Annotated in this window: 17 protein-coding genes; 5 read left to right on the plus strand and 12 right to left on the minus strand. The window is 60.0% G+C overall.

Annotated elements, in window-relative coordinates:
• Positions 1-2: 2 nt before the first annotated feature.
• From ACHZBF_RS00525 to ftsY, 11 genes are all read right to left on the minus strand, one after another.
• Positions 3-461 (minus strand): hotdog fold thioesterase, encoded by a 459-nt coding sequence (locus ACHZBF_RS00525; RefSeq protein ID WP_321527383.1) that lies wholly within the window; start codon positions 459-461, stop codon positions 3-5.
• 94 nt (positions 462-555) lie between these two features.
• A complete protein-coding gene (locus tag ACHZBF_RS00530) occupies positions 556-1,212 on the minus strand; it encodes a CBS domain-containing protein (RefSeq protein ID WP_321527384.1) in 657 nt (218 codons plus the stop codon).
• A gap of 159 nt (positions 1,213-1,371) precedes the next feature.
• Positions 1,372-2,094, minus strand: coding sequence for an ABC transporter ATP-binding protein (locus tag ACHZBF_RS00535; RefSeq protein WP_273439362.1), 723 nt, complete (start codon positions 2,092-2,094; stop codon positions 1,372-1,374).
• Positions 2,084-2,857: an ABC transporter ATP-binding protein gene (locus ACHZBF_RS00540; RefSeq protein ID WP_273439360.1), complete on the minus strand. Its 774-nt coding sequence runs from the start codon at positions 2,855-2,857 to the stop codon at positions 2,084-2,086. The genes ACHZBF_RS00535 and ACHZBF_RS00540 overlap by 11 nt, the downstream gene beginning before the upstream one ends.
• Positions 2,844-3,854 carry a branched-chain amino acid ABC transporter permease gene (locus ACHZBF_RS00545; protein WP_321527385.1) on the minus strand — a complete coding sequence of 337 codons (1,011 nt, stop codon included), beginning with the start codon at positions 3,852-3,854 and terminating at the stop codon, positions 2,844-2,846. The genes ACHZBF_RS00540 and ACHZBF_RS00545 overlap by 14 nt, the downstream gene beginning before the upstream one ends.
• Positions 3,855-4,094: 240 nt before the next feature.
• The gene (locus tag ACHZBF_RS00550) at positions 4,095-4,976 is read right to left on the minus strand and encodes a branched-chain amino acid ABC transporter permease (protein WP_273439356.1); all 882 of its coding nucleotides are present in this window, start codon (positions 4,974-4,976) and stop codon (positions 4,095-4,097) included.
• 184 nt (positions 4,977-5,160) lie between these two features.
• The gene (locus ACHZBF_RS00555) at positions 5,161-6,309 is read right to left on the minus strand and encodes an ABC transporter substrate-binding protein (protein ID WP_321527386.1); all 1,149 of its coding nucleotides are present in this window, start codon (positions 6,307-6,309) and stop codon (positions 5,161-5,163) included.
• Between the two features lie 538 nt (positions 6,310-6,847).
• Entirely contained in the window at positions 6,848-7,696 is an 849-nt protein-coding gene (gene rpoH, locus ACHZBF_RS00560; RefSeq protein ID WP_321527387.1) for an RNA polymerase sigma factor RpoH, read from the minus strand.
• A 134-nt stretch (positions 7,697-7,830) separates the two neighbouring features.
• Entirely contained in the window at positions 7,831-8,802 is a 972-nt protein-coding gene (ftsX, locus tag ACHZBF_RS00565; RefSeq protein WP_321527388.1) for a permease-like cell division protein FtsX, read from the minus strand.
• The gene (gene ftsE / locus ACHZBF_RS00570) at positions 8,802-9,479 is read right to left on the minus strand and encodes a cell division ATP-binding protein FtsE (protein WP_321527389.1); all 678 of its coding nucleotides are present in this window, start codon (positions 9,477-9,479) and stop codon (positions 8,802-8,804) included. The genes ftsX and ftsE overlap by 1 nt, the downstream gene beginning before the upstream one ends.
• Positions 9,480-9,497: 18 nt before the next feature.
• Complete coding sequence (gene ftsY, locus ACHZBF_RS00575; RefSeq protein WP_288108391.1) at positions 9,498-10,493, minus strand: signal recognition particle-docking protein FtsY; 996 nt, start codon at positions 10,491-10,493, stop codon at positions 9,498-9,500.
• Between the two features lie 201 nt (positions 10,494-10,694).
• On the opposite strand from ftsY, the gene ACHZBF_RS00580 reads away from it, so the two are divergent.
• The 5 genes from ACHZBF_RS00580 to ACHZBF_RS00600 all read left to right on the plus strand — a co-directional run bounded on the left by ACHZBF_RS00580 (position 10,695) and on the right by ACHZBF_RS00600 (position 14,983).
• Positions 10,695-12,074, plus strand: a complete 1,380-nt coding sequence (locus tag ACHZBF_RS00580; RefSeq protein ID WP_321527390.1) for a M16 family metallopeptidase — start codon at positions 10,695-10,697, stop codon at positions 12,072-12,074.
• A complete protein-coding gene (locus ACHZBF_RS00585; RefSeq protein WP_273438621.1) occupies positions 12,064-13,383 on the plus strand; it encodes a M16 family metallopeptidase in 1,320 nt (439 codons plus the stop codon). The genes ACHZBF_RS00580 and ACHZBF_RS00585 overlap by 11 nt, the downstream gene beginning before the upstream one ends.
• 6 nt (positions 13,384-13,389) lie before the next feature.
• Complete coding sequence (rsmD, locus tag ACHZBF_RS00590) at positions 13,390-13,965, plus strand: 16S rRNA (guanine(966)-N(2))-methyltransferase RsmD (protein WP_273438623.1); 576 nt, start codon at positions 13,390-13,392, stop codon at positions 13,963-13,965.
• Positions 13,966-14,213: 248 nt separating this feature from the next.
• A complete protein-coding gene (coaD, locus tag ACHZBF_RS00595; RefSeq protein ID WP_029134175.1) occupies positions 14,214-14,693 on the plus strand; it encodes a pantetheine-phosphate adenylyltransferase in 480 nt (159 codons plus the stop codon).
• A 44-nt stretch (positions 14,694-14,737) separates the two neighbouring features.
• Positions 14,738-14,983, plus strand: a complete 246-nt coding sequence (locus ACHZBF_RS00600; protein WP_029134176.1) for a YfhL family 4Fe-4S dicluster ferredoxin — start codon at positions 14,738-14,740, stop codon at positions 14,981-14,983.
• Between the two features lie 328 nt (positions 14,984-15,311).
• Here the strand turns inward: ACHZBF_RS00600 and ACHZBF_RS00605 are convergent, their stop codons facing one another.
• On the minus strand, positions 15,312-16,157 hold the full coding sequence (locus ACHZBF_RS00605; RefSeq protein ID WP_321527391.1) for a 2-oxoacid:ferredoxin oxidoreductase subunit beta: 846 nt from the start codon (positions 16,155-16,157) through the stop codon (positions 15,312-15,314).

Here is a 16,157-nt window from a genome sequence, read left to right on the forward strand (position 1 = left end):
GTTTATCCTCCGGGATAAGAATTTTTCTCCATCCACTCCGCGATCTTGTCAGATCGACGGAATACCGTGCCGCTGAACAGGCCCACCAACTGGCCCTCGCCGGTCTTCACCTCCACAGTATAGAGACCGGTGCGTCTGGTTGAGCTCTCCTCCCGGGCTTCGGCGATCAGACGGTCGCCTTCGCGGCTCGATCCGGGAAAACTGAGTTGTGTCGACAGGGCGAGCGATGTGGTGCCGTGGGAGTTGGAGGCGACCGCAAAGGCGAAATCCGCCAGGGTAAAGGTGACGCCGCCCTGGGTGACCTTGACCGCGTTCAACATGTCCGGCCGCACGGTCAGGGATGCGCGGGCGTATCCGGGTTTGACCGAATCCAGTTTGATATCCAGCAGTCGGGCAAACTTGTCCTGCTGCTCCATCCAATGGCCGATCGCCTCGGCCTGTTGTGCTGTTTCTATCGACATAAAAAACCTTATTCTAAACGCGGGACCAGGGATGACCAAGTCCTTTCTGTTGCAAGGGATACCGTTTCAGTGGGGACGGAGTGTGCCCGGAAAGTCACGACCGTGCCAGTGTTTCCGACAGCAGTGTGTAACCGTCCTGACGCAGTTTCTCATCCACATCCTGGGGATTGTCTGCAGCATAGCGCACGATGGCGACGCGCTGGGGGCTGCCCATCTGGGAGACGGGTGAGACGACGGTGGCGATATAGCCGCCGGCGTCGTTGATCTGGTGCAGCAGACCGCCGAGGGCGCGGGCCTTGTTGGGCAGGCTGACGGCGATGCGGGTGGTGTTATCCAGGCCGCAGCCCATGATATCGAGGAAGAAGTCGAGGATATCGGTCTCGCTGACCACGCCGACCAGTTCGCCGTTGTCGATCACCGGCAGGTTGCCGATGCGCTTGTCGCGGATCAGCTGGCCGGCCTCCTCCACCAGGGTGTCGGGGGCGCAGGTGATCACCTCGCGCACCATCAGTTCGCCGACGGTGATCTTGGAGGTGAGATAGTTCACCTCGCCCACCGACAGGGTGGTGATGGCCGAGGGCTCGGCCCGGTCCAGCTCCTTCTGGCTGAACAGGCCCACCAGGTGGTTCTTGTCATCCACCACCGGCAGATAACGCCGGCCCTTCTCCCGCATCACCTGGGCCGCATGGCTGAGCTTCATATCCGCCGTCACGGTATCCACCTCACGGGTCATGATCTGTTCCACATACATAGCGTCTTTACCCTCAGTTGCTTCGATTAGTAATGGCCCGCTCCCGGCAGTATCTGGCGCGGAGCCGGTGTAGGAGCGGCGCCCTCGCCGCGAACATCGGCCCGGGGCGGGCCTCCTACAAGGTGCCCTGTTCCACATTCCGGCGCTGGGCCGGTGCTGTCAATGGCCCAGATAGGCCTTCTGCACCGCCTCGTCGGCCAGCAGGTCGTCGGCGTCGGCACTCAAGACCACCCGGCCGGTCTCCAGCACATAGCCGCGATCGGCAATGCCGAGCGCCGCTTTGGCGTTCTGCTCCACCAGCAGAATGGTCACGCCCTTCTCGTTGAGCTCGCGCACCACGCGGAAGATCTCCGCCACCAGCAGCGGCGCCAGTCCCATGGAGGGCTCATCCAGCAACAGCAGCTTGGGCCGGCCCAGCAGCGCCCGGCCCATCGCCAGCATCTGCTGCTGACCGCCCGACAGGGTGCCCGCGGCCTGGCGGCGCTTCTCCTGGAGGATCGGAAACAGCGTGTAGATGCGTGCCAGCTCTTCCGCCACCCAGGCCTTGTCCTTGCGCTGGGTAAAACTGCCCAGCAGCAGATTGTCCTCGACACTGAGCGGCGCGAACACCTGCCGCCCCTCGGGGATATGACAGATCCCGGCCTGCACGATCTTGTGCGGCGCGGTGCGGGTGATCTCCCGTCCGTCAAAAATCACCTGGCCGCTGCTCGCCTTGTGCACATTGGAGAGGGTGTGCAGCAGGGTGGTCTTGCCGGCGCCGTTGGCGCCCACCATGGCCACCAGCTCGCCGGGGTTGACCTCCAGGGAGATCCCGTGCAGGGCCTGGATGGGTCCGTAATGGGCGGTCAGTTCCGCCACCTGTAACAGGGCCTTAGACGGCATACTGCACCTCTCCCCCCAGATAGGCCTCGATCACCTTCGGGTTGTTCTGTATCTCTTCCGGCAGCCCCTCGGCCAGCCGGCTGCCATAATCGATCACCAGGATGCGGTCGGAGACCTGCATCACCAGGCCCATGTTGTGCTCCACCAGCAGCACACTGATGCCCGCCTGGCTGATGCGGCGGATCAGCTCACGCATCTCCACCGTCTCGGTGTCATTGAGTCCGGCCGCCGGCTCGTCCATCAGCAACAGCTTGGGTTGGGCGGCCAGGGCGCGGGCGATCTCCACCCGCTTCAGGACGCCGTAGGGCAGGGAGTCGGCCGGCATGTTGATGTACTTTTCCAGGCCGCAGAACACCAGCGCTTCACGCGCCCACGCCTGGGCCTGACGCTCCTCCTTGAGGATATTGGGCAGACGCAGGGCGGCACTCCAGAGATGGCTGTGAGTGCGCAGATGGCAGCCCACCTTGACATTGTCCAGCACGCTCATGTTGAAGAACATCTGCAGGTTCTGGAAGGTGCGGGAGATGCCCATCTTCGCCACCCGATGGGGCAGGCGACCGACGATCTCCTGGTTCTGGAACTTAATACTCCCCTCGTTGGGCCGGTAGATACCCGAGAGCATATTGAACAGGGTGGTCTTGCCGGCACCGTTGGGACCGATGACCGCATAGACCTGGCTCTCCGGGACCTCGAAATGGAGGTCGGCAATGGCGGTCACGCCGCCAAAGGAGATGGTCAGGTCCTTGACATCAAGCAACGCCATGGTTGTCCTCCTTCTGCTTGGTGGCCTCGGTGGCCTGCGCTGCCTGTGCCGCGCGCTGGCGGCGCCGGGTGAGCTTGCGCAGCAGCTCCTGCAGGCCGACGAACAGGCCCTGGGGCAGGAAGATCATCGTGCCCATCAGGATGCCACCGAAGATCATCACCTCGTAATCCTCGAACACCACCAGCAGCTCGGGCAGGAAGGTGAGGATAATGGCGCCGAGCACGGCGCCGTAGGTGGAGGCCATGCCGCCGAGCACCACCATGGTGACCAGCTCGATGGAGAAGAAGAAGCTGAACGAGTCGGGGCTGACGAAGGCCTGCTGGTGGGCGAACACGCTGCCGGCCACCGAGGCGATCAGGGCGGCGAGCACGAACACGCCGGTCTTGGTGGCGGCGGTGTTGATGCCCATCATCTCGGCGGCCACCTCGGAGCCGTGCAGGGCGCGCAGGGCACGACCGCTGCGCGAGTCGATGATGTTCAGCGCCAGCCAGACCACGATCAGCAGCAGGGCGCCGATGACCATATACCAGCGCGCGTCACTGTCCACCGCCCAGCCGAACAGGGAGAGGGTGGGGATACCGCCCAGGCCGTCGGGACCGCCGGTGAGCCAGCCCAGCTGCACGATGAAGATATGCACGATGATGCCCAGGCCGAGGGTGGCCATGGCCAGGTAGTGACCCTTCAGCTTGAGGATCGGGCGCGCCACGATGTAGGCGAGGATGCCGGTAAAGGCGGCGCCGACCAGGATGGTGGGCCAGGGGTTCCAGCCGTAACGGGTGGTCAAAATGGCCGAGGTGTAGGCGCCGATGCCGAAGAAGGCGGCATGGCCCAGGGAGATCTGCCCGGCATAGCCCATGAGCAGGTTCAGACTGACCGCGAGGATCGCGTGCAGTCCGGCCGAGACGCCGACCACGGTGACAAAATAGTTATCGGGAAAAATGAACGGCAGCACAATGATCGCCACCGCCAGAAGAAAAAATCCGCTGAGGCGCTTCATCCTGGAACCCTCCGTTGGACGGGTCGGAGTGTGCGGGCTGCGGGGTGGAGGGCAAGGCGCGGCAACGAGGCATGGTTTATCCATGGCGAGGCGTCGCAACGCCGTCCTGCGCCGTGCAGGTCGTGCAATCCGGCTCGTAGCGCTGTTAGCGCCTGGCTTGTCCGGGGATGATCAAAATAGGTGCTTGAATACATATAATTACTCGTATGCGGCAGCGGTCAACGGAGGGCTCCAGGATGCCTATACCCGCTCCACGGACGCTTTGCCGAACAGGCCGCTGGGGCGGAAGAACAGCACCAGCAGCAGAATAATAAAGCCGATCGCATCCTTGTAACCGGAAGAGATGAGGCCGGCGGAGAGGGACTCGATCAGTCCCAGCAGCAGGCCGCCGGCGACCGCGCCCATGGGGTTGCCCATGCCGCCGAGGATGGCGGCGGAGAAGCCCTTGAGGCCGAGCATGACGCCGGTGTCATAGGAGGCGAAGGTGATCGGCGCCACCAGGATGCCGGCCATGGCGCCGAGCGCGGCGGAGAGGCCGTAGGCGACCAGCAGCATCACCCCCACATTGATCCCCACCAGATGGGCGGCGGTCTTGTTGCAGGAGCAGGCGAGGATCGCCTTGCCGAGCGTGGTGTGGGTGAAGAAGTACTGGGCACCGAACACCAGCACGGCGGCGCCGCCCATGACCCAGAGACTCTGGGGCAGCACGGTGGCGTTACCGATCAGGATCGGTTCGTTGCCGGAGAAGGGCGGCAGGGCAAACAGATCCTTGCCCCATACCAGCAGGGCCACGCCACGCAGGAAGATGGAGGCGCCGATGGTGATGATGATGGTGGTGACCACCGAGGCACCGCGGGCCGGGGCGATGGCGAAACGCTGCAGCGCCATGCCCACCAGGGTGGTGATCAGCACCGCCGCCAGGGCGGCCGCCCACAGCGGCAGGCCGGTGTCGCCGGCCGACAGCGCCACCGCGCTCATGGCACCGATCATCACGAACTCCCCCTGGGAGAAGTTCACCACGTCCGAGGCGTTATAGATAATGGCAAAGCCGAGTCCCACCAGGGCGTAGGTCGAGCCGACGGTGATCCCGGTGAGCAGAAACTGGAGGATCTGATCGAACATCCGAAAAATCCTGTGTCAGGGAGGTCAGCGAACCGCACAGGCCCAAGCAAACGGCGCTTGAGGCAGGCTGGGCTGCGGCACTCCCGGGTTTTTGAAACGAGCTGGTTGAGTGATGCGCCCGCTCCCTGCGGGCAGTCGGCAGCCCGGTGTGACCACCGGACCGCCGGACCGATTGACGGCAGACTTACTTCACGATGGTCCAGTCACCGTTCTTGATCTCCAGCATCTGGAACGCATCCAGGCCGAGACCCATGTGGTCGCTCGGACTCATGTTGAAGACACCTCCGGTGCCGGGGAAGCCCTTGGTCTTCTCGATCTCGTCACGCACCTTGGCCTTGTCGGTGGAGTTGGCGCGATCGATCGCCTCCAGGGCGATCATCAGACCGTCATAGGCGTGACCGCCGAAGGTGGAGACATCACCGTGCTTGGCTTCGTAGAGGTTCTTGTAACCCAGCAGCACCGGGCGCTGCGGATTGTCCTCCGGCAGCTTGTCGGCCACCAGCAGGGCGGCGGCCGGCAGGCGGACGCCCTCGGCCGCGTCACCGGCCAGCTCGATGAACTTCTTCGAGGCGACGCCATGCGACTGGTAGAGCGGCAGATCGATACCAAGCTGACGCACGTTCTTGGTGACAATCGCCGGTCCGGAACCGAAACCGAAGTTGAGGATCGCCTGGGCGTCGGTGTCGCGGATCTTGGTGAGCTGGGCGGTCATATCGGTATCCTTGGCGCCGTACTGCTCATCGGCGACGATCTCGATATCATAACTGGCCGCCATCGCCAGGCTCTCGTTGCGGCCGGACTTGCCAAAACCGCCGTTGCCGCTGATCAGGGCCACCTTGGTAATGCCGCGCCGGCTCATGTCCTCGTAGATCTTCTGCGCCGCCATACGGTCGGTATGGGGGGTCTTGAAGGTCCACTTCTGCACCGGATCGATGATCTTGACCGAACCGGCCAGGGAGATGAAGGGGATCCCGGCCTTGTCCACCAGCGGCATCACCGAGAGACTGGAACCGGAGGTGGATCCGCCCACGATCACATCCACCTGGTCCTTCTGGATCAGGCGCTTGGCGAAGTTGACCGCCTCCTTGGCATTGCCGCCGGTGTCATAATGCACCAGCTCCACCTGCCGACCGTCAATACCGCCCTTGGCATTGATGTTCTCAATGTACATCTGCAGGGTCTTCAGCTCCGGATCACCCAGAAACGACGCCGGGCCGGTCACCGCCAAAAAGGTGCCCACCTTGATCGGCTCCGCCGCCACAGCCTGTCCCGCCACGCCCAGGGTGAGTACCGCACTGATGGCCAGGGCAGTTACGCTTTTTTTAATGTTCATATCGTATGGTCACTCCTCAATGGTTCTGTCTGTAAGTTCTTGTGAATCGTGCGTTTGAAAGGGTGCTGCCATGCAGTACGCTGTCAATGCAGACCACTACTATACATTTTAATTATTACCGCGCGAAACCTATGGTAGATATATCGGTGCCAGTCGAAAGAAATGAAAAATAATACATATCATTCCGGGTTTTATATGTCCGTTAATGCTTGTTCGGAGGTCGCACATGCACCTGACGGTACTGAATGTGCAGACCTGATTTGAGGTAAAAACCCTTTAAATGCCACTGCTTAAGGATTCGCGGGGTGAGCATAACGGCTAGGTGTGTTGGGGTCAACAGGATGGAGAAGGGGTGTCGTTAATCTAAAATTAAACTAAAAAAATGTCTAACTCAATGTAAAATGGCTATTAAATATAATTAACCATGTAACAGAATAGTTATTTTCTGGGGATTTTATGAGGTAATATTGAATTATTTTACCTGATGTGACATCAGATGCCGGGAAACATGAAATATTATTCATGTTTCCCGGTTGTCTCAGGCTATCAGGTGCGCCTTCAGTTTACCCATGGCGGCCTTTTCGATTTGCCGGATGCGTTCGGCTGAGACCCCGTATTTATCCGCCAGCTCATGCAGCGTCATCTTCTTTTCCGCCAGCCAGCGGGCTTCCAGGATCTCCTTGCTGCGCTCGTCCAGTTCGTCAAGGGCCAGATAGAGTTGTTTTTTGTCATTCTCCTCCGTGTCGGTGTTCTCCAACTGACGAGAGGGTTCCATACGCATATCGGCCAGATAGGCTGAGGGTGCTGGTGCCTGGTCGTCATCACCGTGATCAATGCCGTCGAACGCCAGGTCATGGTTGTTAAGGCGGCTCTCCATTTCAAGCACGGTTTCCGGCTTGACGCCGAGATCCTTGGCGACGCCCTCGACCTCTTCCTGGGAGAACCAGCCCAGACGTTTTTTTGAGCTGCGCAGATTGAAGAACAACTTGCGCTGTGCCTTGGTGGTGGCCACCTTGACAATGCGCCAGTTGCGCAGGACGTATTCGTGGATTTCGGCCTTGATCCAGTGGACGGCGAAGGAGACCAGGCGAACGCCGTGGTCGGGATCGAAGCGGCGCACCGCCTTCATCAGACCGACGGTTCCCTCCTGAATCAGGTCAGGAAGGGCGAGGCCATAACCGGCATAACCCCGTGCAATACGGATGACAAAGCGAAGGTGGGACATCACCAGGGCACGGGCTGCCTCAAGATCACCCTCTTCCTGCAGTCTCACTGCCAGGCTACGCTCCTCTTCGGCGCTCAGCATCGGCAACTGATAGGCAGCGCTGATGTAGGCGTCGATACTGCCCGTGGGCAGTGTGTTTGCGATAGCGAGTTCTTTGCTCATCTGAAATACCCTAGTTAATTAGTCTGGTATTATATTAGCACTCTTGAATATGGAGTGCCATTACATTTTAGCACTCGCGGTGTAGGAGTGCTAATTACCGGATAAGTTCCAGGAGAGTGGTGCGATCGTTGATTTCAGGAGGGTTCAATCTCATTCAGATGCCGGCCCACGGCAATCCATGAGCCGGCCAGTCCCAGCAGAGTGCTGCCGCCGAGCAGCATCAGCAGGGTGGAGAAGCCGATGCCGCTTAACTGGAAGCCGCTTTGGTAGAGCCCGGCGAGCTGTTCGATCGGGTTATCCAGCAGCAGCAGTGAGACGGTGACCATCAGCCAGGCGGAGATGCCGCCAAACAGACCATACCAGGCGCCGTTATAGAGGAAGGGTCTGCGTATGAAGGCGTTGGTGCCGCCGATCAGTTTGGTGATCTCGATTTCCGCATGACGGTTCTGGATCTCCAGCCGGATGGTGTTGCCGACGATCAGCAGGACCGACAGCCCCAGTAGCGATGCCAGGATGATGACACCGCGCTGGGCGATCCTGGTAATGGCGTGAAAGCGTCTGACCCACTGCAGATCGAGCTGGGCAAACTCCACTTCGCTGTTCTGTCTGAGTCTGGCGAGCAGTGCCTCGGCCGGGACCGGTTCCGCATGTTGCGCCGTTGGCTCTACGATCAGCAGCGAGGGGAGCGGGTTTTCATCCAGGCTATCCAGGACGCCGGCGAAGCCGCTGAGCTGGCGAAACTCCTCCAGTGCCTCGGTTCGGCTGATCAATTTGACCTGGTTGATGGCCGGATCGTTTTGCAGTCGGCTGGCGAGTTGCCGTGCCTGTTTGTCGCTGGCCTCCTGCTTCAGAAACAGCGAGATGCTGGCAGCGCCATCCCAGTTGCCGCTGAGTGTTTGGACATTGCCCAACAGCAGGTAGAGCCCGGCTGGCAGGGCCAGCGCAATGCCGATCACCAGGGTGGTCATCAGGCTGGACAGGGGGGTTCGGATCAGGCGACCCAAGCTGGCCAGGGCTACCTGCAGATGACGCATCAGCCAGACATCCATTCTCAGGGAGCTGCGTGGACTGATCCTGGCTGACTGTTTCTTGCGGAATCTGCGCATCAGCTTATCACCTCGGCGGCGCTGTCCCTCGCCAGTCGGCTCTTTTCCAGTACCAGGATGCGCCGGTTCATGCGTGAGATGAGTTCCAGGTCATGGGTGGCGATCAGCAGGGTGACGCCTACGTCATTGAACTGTTCGAACAGGCTCATGATCTCCCGGGATAGCGCGGGGTCCAGATTGCCGGTGGGCTCATCGGCCAATACCACCGGCGGTTTGCTCACCACTGCGCGGGCGATGCCGACCCGTTGCTGCTCGCCACCGGAGAGGGTGATCGGCAGGTTCTTCTCCTTCGAGAGCAGCCCCACCTTGTCCAGCGCGGCACGCACCCGGCGGCCGATTTCGATATGACCGAGGCCGGCCACCACCAGCGGCATGGCGACGTTGTCGAACACCGTGCGGTCATAGAGCAGGCGATGATCCTGAAAGATCATGCCGACCTCGCGACGGTGATAGGGGATCTGGCCACGGCCCAGCCGGGTCAGATTGCGTCCGGCCACCCGGACCTGTCCGCGGGTGCTGCGTTCCAGCAGTCCGATCAGCTTGAGCAGGGTACTCTTGCCCGCACCCGAGTGCCCGGTGAGAAACACCATCTCCCCCGGCTCGATATGGAAGCTGACGTTACTCAGCCCCTCATGTCCACCGGGGTAGCGCTTGGTGACGTTATCAAAGTGGATCATCCGCCGGACCGCTGTGTGTTATTCCGCAAACAGGGCGTTGACGAACTCGGCCCCATCAAAATGCCTGAGATCCTCGATGGCCTCGCCAACCCCGATAAAGCGGATCGGCAGGCCGAGCTTCTCGGCAATGGCGAAGACGATGCCGCCCTTGGCCGTTCCATCGAGCTTGGTCAGGGTGATGCCGGTAATCCCAACGGTCTGGTTGAACTGGGTGGCCTGATTGAGGGCGTTCTGCCCGGTGGTGGCATCCAGCACCAGCATCACTTCATGTGGGGCATCGGGATCGATCTTTTTCATTACCCGGGCGATCTTGGCCAGCTCTTCCATCAGGTTGCCTTTGGTGTGGAGGCGCCCGGCGGTATCGGCGATCAGGACATCGATGCCCCGGGAGGTGGCTGCCTGCAGGGCATCAAATATGACCGAAGCAGAGTCCGCCCCGGTGTGCTGGGCTACTACCGGTATCCGGTTGCGTTCTCCCCAGGTCTGCAGTTGCTCCACCGCTGCGGCCCGGAAGGTGTCGCCGGCGGCCAGCATGACACTCTGTCCCTCATCCTGCAGCCGCTTGGCCAGTTTGCCGATGGTGGTGGTCTTGCCTGCCCCGTTGATACCCACCATCAGGATCACCTGGGGCTTGCCGGGTTGTGCCTGGCGGACCGGTTTGTCACAGTGGCTGAGGATCTGCTCCAGTTGCTCCTTCAGCACAGCGGTCAGGCGCTCTGGGTCGGAAAGTTCCTTGCGTTTTACCCGTCCGGTCAGGTCGTCAATGATTCGGCTGGTGGCATCCACCCCGACATCAGCCATCAACAGCAGGGTCTCCAGCTCCTCCAGCAGGTCGGTGTCGATACTCTTGCGCCCGAGCACCAGATTGGCCAGTCCATCGGTAAAGTTGCTGCGGGTCTTGACCAACCGGTTTTTAAGGCGTGCAAATAACCCCTCCCTGGCTTCAGGTTCTGCTGCGATGCTGGTTTCGCCGGGAGTGGTCTGGGGTGGTTTTTTCTTTCCAAATCCGAACATGCTGGTTTATCCGGTATGTCATTGAACTGATGACAATACGTCTTGTCTCTTTAAAGGAAATCCGGCCCTGGACTTTATGCGGTGCAGTGAAAATAATCTGCAGGCCGGTTTTTAAGTGTTAGAGTCGATCGTATCATTTTGCGGGGAATCAACCTATCCCTCTTACTTCATCGGTAATAAAAGGGTGTCATGGAATACAATATGAGATTACTCCTTAGCGCGGCCCTGTTGCTGCTATCCGGTTCTGCATCGGCCGAATCCGTGCTGGCCGATATCAAGGTACACGAGACACGGCTGGATAACGGCATGAAGGTGATAGTAAAGGAGGATCACCGAGCGCCGATCATGGTCTCCCAGGTCTGGTACAAGGTGGGAGCCTCTTACGAGCCGGACGGTATTACCGGCATTTCCCACGTCCTTGAACACATGATGTTCAAGGGAACCCAATCCCATGCGCCGGGTGAGTTTTCGCGCATTATTGCCGCCAACGGCGGCACCGAGAACGCCTTTACCGGGCGAGACTACACCGCCTACTTCCAGACGATGTCCAGTGACCGGCTGGCCATCTCCCTTGAGCTGGAGGCGGACCGGATGCGTAACCTGGCCCTGCCGGCCGAAGAGTTTGTCAAGGAGGTCGAGGTAGTCAAGGAGGAGCGACGCCTGCGTACCGAAGACAAGCCAACCGGACAGACCTATGAGCAGTTTGCTGCACTTGCCTACCGCAGCCTGCCTTATGCCAATCCTGTAATCGGCTGGATGAATGACCTGGATAATATGCAGGTTGAGGACCTGGCCGACTGGTACCGTCTCTGGTATGCGCCGAACAACGCCACTCTGGTGGTGGTGGGTGATGTGGTGCCGGAGGAGGTCTTCAGACTGGCCAGACAGTATTTCGGTCCACTGAAGCAGGAGTCGATCCCGAGTTTGAAACCCCTGCGGGAACCGCCGCAGAAGGGTGAGATCCGCTCGCTAGTCAGGATACCCGCCAACGAACCCTACCTGCTAATGGGGTACAAGACCCCGGTGGTCACCACGGCGGAAAAGGATTGGGAGCCTTATGCCCTGGAGATGCTGGTGGCGATACTGGATGGTGGTAACAGTGCCCGCTTCAGTAAAAATCTGGTACGTGGCAGCGAGGTCGCGCTCTCTGCCAGTGCGGAATACAACGCCTTTACCCGCCTGCCGGGCATGCTGATGCTTGATGGAACCCCGGCCAAGGGACGCAGCATTGCCGAACTGGAAGGGGCGTTGCGTGAGGAAATTGCCCGCCTGCGCACCGATCTGGTGGCGGAAGAGGAGCTGGATCGGGTACGCACCCAGGTAATCGCCTCCAAGGTGTTTGAGCTTGATTCGGTGTTCTATCAGGCGATGGAGATCGGCATGCTGGAGACTATCGGACTGGACTGGCGATTGCTGGATCAGTATGTGGAGAAACTCAAGCAGGTGACGCCCGAACAGGTGCGCACGGTGGCGCAGCGCTATCTGCAGGATGACAATCTGACAGTTACTCAGCTGGATCCTCAGCCGATGGAAAATGGTAAGCAGGTGCGCCGGTCCGCAGGGGGGCGTCATGGAGGTTAAGCTGATGGGCTATCGTGTGTTGATACTGGTGCTGGTGTTGCTGTCGAACCAGATCTGGGCCGGGCCGGCGATCCAGAGCTGGACCACGGAAAAAGGTGCTCGGGTGCTGTTTGTGTCGGCGCCGGAGCTGCCGATGCTGGATCTGCGGGTGGTGTTTGATGGCGGCAGTGCGCGTGAAGCGATCCCTGGTGCCGCGGCACTCACCAGCGCCCTGTTGGAAGAGGGGGCAGGTGACTGGGATGCCGATGAGATTGCCCGCCGGCTGGACAGTGTCGGCGCCAAGATGTCGGTGGATTCCCAGCGCGATATGGCCTGGTTGACGGTACGTACCCTGACCGAGAAGCGGGCGCTGACCGTGACCCTGGATACGGTAGCCCAGGTACTGGGCGCTCCCAGTTTCGATCCGGTTGCCTTTGAGCGCAATCGAAAAGCGATGCTGGTATCGCTGAATCATGATGAGCAGTCGCCCGGCACGGTGGCACAAAAGACCTTTATGCACACCCTGTTTGGCGACCATCCCTACGCCTCCCAGGTGGAGGGTACCCAGGAGTCCTTGGAGCGCATTACCCGTGAAGATGTGATTGCCCACTACAAAAAGTTCTACGTGGCGAAGAATGCGGTAATCGCCATTGTCGGTGCGGTGGAACAACCGGAGGCCGCGCGACTTGCAGAACTGGTGACCGCCGGGCTGCAATCTGGAGAGCGTGCCCCTGAACTGCCCCCGGTATCCGACTTGCAGACTTCGCGGACCCTGAACCTGCCGTTTCCTTCCAGCCAGTCTCACATCCTGATGGGACAGCCCGGCATGCACCGGGGCGACCCTGACTACTTCGTGCTTTACGTAGGTAATCATATCCTCGGTGGCAGTGGGCTGGTCTCCCAGTTGAGCGAAGAGGTGCGGGAGAAGCGGGGCCTCTCTTACAGTGTGTACAGTTACTTCTCGCCGATGCGCAGAAACGGGCCGTTTCTGATCGGCGCCCAGACCCAGAACGCCAAGGCCGGTGAGGCGTTGGAGGTGATTCGCCAAACCCTGGCGCGGTTTATCGAACAGGGACCGAGCGAGGCGGAACTGACCGCAGCCAAGCAGAACATCACCGGTGGATTCCCGCTGCGCATCGCCAGCAATAGCAAGATACTGGAATACATCGCTATGCTCGGTTTCTATGACTTGCCGCTGGACTATCTCGACACCTTTGTCGACAAGGTCAACAGCGTTACCGGTGAACAGATTCGCGACGCCTTCAAGCGTCGTATCAAACCGGATCAGCTGCTCACGGTCGTGGTGGGCAATGAGCAGCAGGCCAACTGAGCGGCCATGGCAAAACAGCGGCATCGTACGGGACAGGGCAACCAGGTCCGCATCATCGGTGGCGAGCATCGCGGGCGTCGGCTGGAGTTTCCCGACAGCCCCGGACTGCGTCCGACCGCCGACCGTACCCGCGAGACGCTGTTCAACTGGTTGCAGATGCAGCTTCCCGGAGCGCGATGCCTGGACCTGTTCGCCGGCAGTGGCGCGCTGGGGTTCGAGGCGGCGTCCCGTGGCGCCGGGCAGGTGACCCTGCTGGAACAGGATTCACGGGTTGCCGCGCAACTGGAGGCAAACCGCGCGCTGCTGGGCATGGCGTCGGTCGCAGTGCGCCAGGCCGATGCCATCAAGTGGCTCGATCAACCGCCGGAACCGTTCGATATCATTTTTCTGGATCCGCCATTTGCCGATCACCTGCTCACCGACTGTTGCCGGAAGCTGGATCAAGGCGGTTGGCTGGGGCTCGATCCACGTATCTATCTGGAGTGGGACCTGCACGGCCCGACCCCTGAACTCCCTCCGCACTGGGTCAATCTGAAAGAGAAAAAGGCCGGTCAAGTGGCCTATGCGCTTTATACCCGATAGCATACAGGGTTGATAAATTTCCGGAAAAATGAGATTTCTCATTTGACATTGTCTCATCCGATACTATTATCTCGCACCCTGGGGAACAAAACGGGCTCGCTTTGCTAATCAGGAACGGGCCCTTCGCGGTAAGATGCGGCACTTCAATCAGATGATCGCCGCCATCCCTTACCATATTTTTGTGTCGTTATGCGATTGCCGTCAGGTTCAGCACCGATACGGGCGACTAAAGACCAAGGACATACACTATGGCCATTGCAATCTACCCAGGTACATTTGATCCCATTACCAATGGTCATACCGACTTGATCCAGCGTGCGGCCAAACTGTTCGATAAAGTTATCGTTGCGGTGGCGGCAAGCAGCGGCAAGCGCCCCCGGTTTTCGCTTCAGGAACGGGTCGATCTGGCCAACCAGGTGCTGGCTTCGGTGAAGAAGATTGAGATTATTGAATTTGATACCCTGCTGGTGGATTTTACCCGGCAGTGCAAGGCGGATGTGATTCTGCGTGGCCTGCGCGCGGTATCCGATTTTGAATACGAGTTTCAGCTGGCGGGGATGAACCGGCGACTGGCACCGGAGGTGGAGACGATGTTCCTTACCCCGGCCGAACAGTTCGCTTATATATCCTCAAGCCTGGTAAAGGAAATTGCGGCCTTGGGGGGGAATGTGTCAGAGTTTGTGCATCCCCTTGTTGTCGAGGCGCTAAACGGCAAGCAACCGGTTTAACCCAGAAAATTTGAGGTAAAGGACCTCTTTCAGGAGTATGTGTTATGGCATTAATGATTACTGATGAGTGCATCAACTGCGATGTGTGCGAGCCGGAGTGCCCGAACGGGGCTATCTCCCAGGGCGACGAGATCTACGTGATCAATCCGGAGCTCTGTACCGAGTGTGTAGGACACTATGACGAACCCCAGTGTGTCGAAGTCTGCCCGGTTGACTGTATCCCCAAGGATCCGGATCACGAAGAGAGTGAAGAGGAGTTGCAGGCCAAGTACGAGCGTCTTTGCGGCTGATTTGGCCCGCTTCGCTGGTAAAATTACTAAGGCCCTTCATGCAAGGGCCTTTTTTTATGGCTCTGCCCCAGTTACCTGTTGCATGAGGGGCGGTGCTTTTGTAGGAGCGGACTTATCGCGAATTTCGCGGCCGAAGCCACTCCTGCCGCTACGCCTGGTCGCCGGAGAGGGGGTTGACCCGTGGGAGGCCCGCCCCGGGCCGAATTCGCGGCGAGGCGCCGCTCCTACCGGGCGAATCGCCAAGCTAAGCCAAAACAAGACCAACACATAATTGGGACAGCGCCTTTCTATACCAGGCATTCTGATAAGTAGGCTCTCGGCTGGGGGGTTATCCGGTTAAAAACCGCGCGGCCATCTGCTCCAGTGTGGCTGGGTGTGCGGGGGCGGTATGTTCCGTTCTGGCGTTGGCTGGTGCCCGAAAGATGAGGCCTGTCGCCATGCGATCATCCTGTTGCAGGCGCTGGGCCGCCACAACGCGGTCGGCGGTGGTGGTCTGGGTCTGCTCATGCACGGTCTGCTTCCACGCCTTCTGTTCCGGATGAAAGGTGACGCAGGGACTGAGCACATGAATGAAGGCGAAACCCGGATACTGGATGGCCTCGGTCAGCAGGTCGGTCAGTCCGCTCGGATCACCGGAGAAACCCCGCGCAATGAATCCCGCTCCTGCTGCCAGCGCAATGGCGGCCGGGTTGAAACTGGGCAGGCCGGTGCCGTGAGGCGTTAGTTTGCTCTCGGTCCAGTCCGGCGGAGTGGTGGGCGAGGCCTGCCCCTTGGTCATGCCGTACACCTCGTTATCCATGACGATATAGGTCAGATCAAGATTGCGTCGACAGGCGTGCATGAAGTGATTGCCACCGATGGAGAAACCGTCGCCGTCACCGCCGGTCACCAGCACTGTCAGATCGGGACGTGCCACCTTCAGTCCGGTGGCGATCGGCAGGGCGCGCCCGTGAATGCCGTGAAATCCATACACATGGGTGTAGGCCGGCAGGCGGGATGAACAGCCAATGCCGGAAACCAGGGCCACCTGTTCCCGGGGCAGCGCGAGGTGGGCCAGTGATTTGGTTATGGCGCTCAGTACCGCGAAGTGGCCGCAGCCGGCGCACCAGATCGGTTTGACATCCGACTTGTAATCTTTTGCCTTCAGGGGTGGCAGGGGAGGTGGGCCGTGCAT

This window comes from Sedimenticola selenatireducens (assembly GCF_963675335.2).
GTDB classification, from domain to species: domain Bacteria; phylum Pseudomonadota; class Gammaproteobacteria; order Chromatiales; family Chromatiaceae; genus Sedimenticola; species Sedimenticola selenatireducens.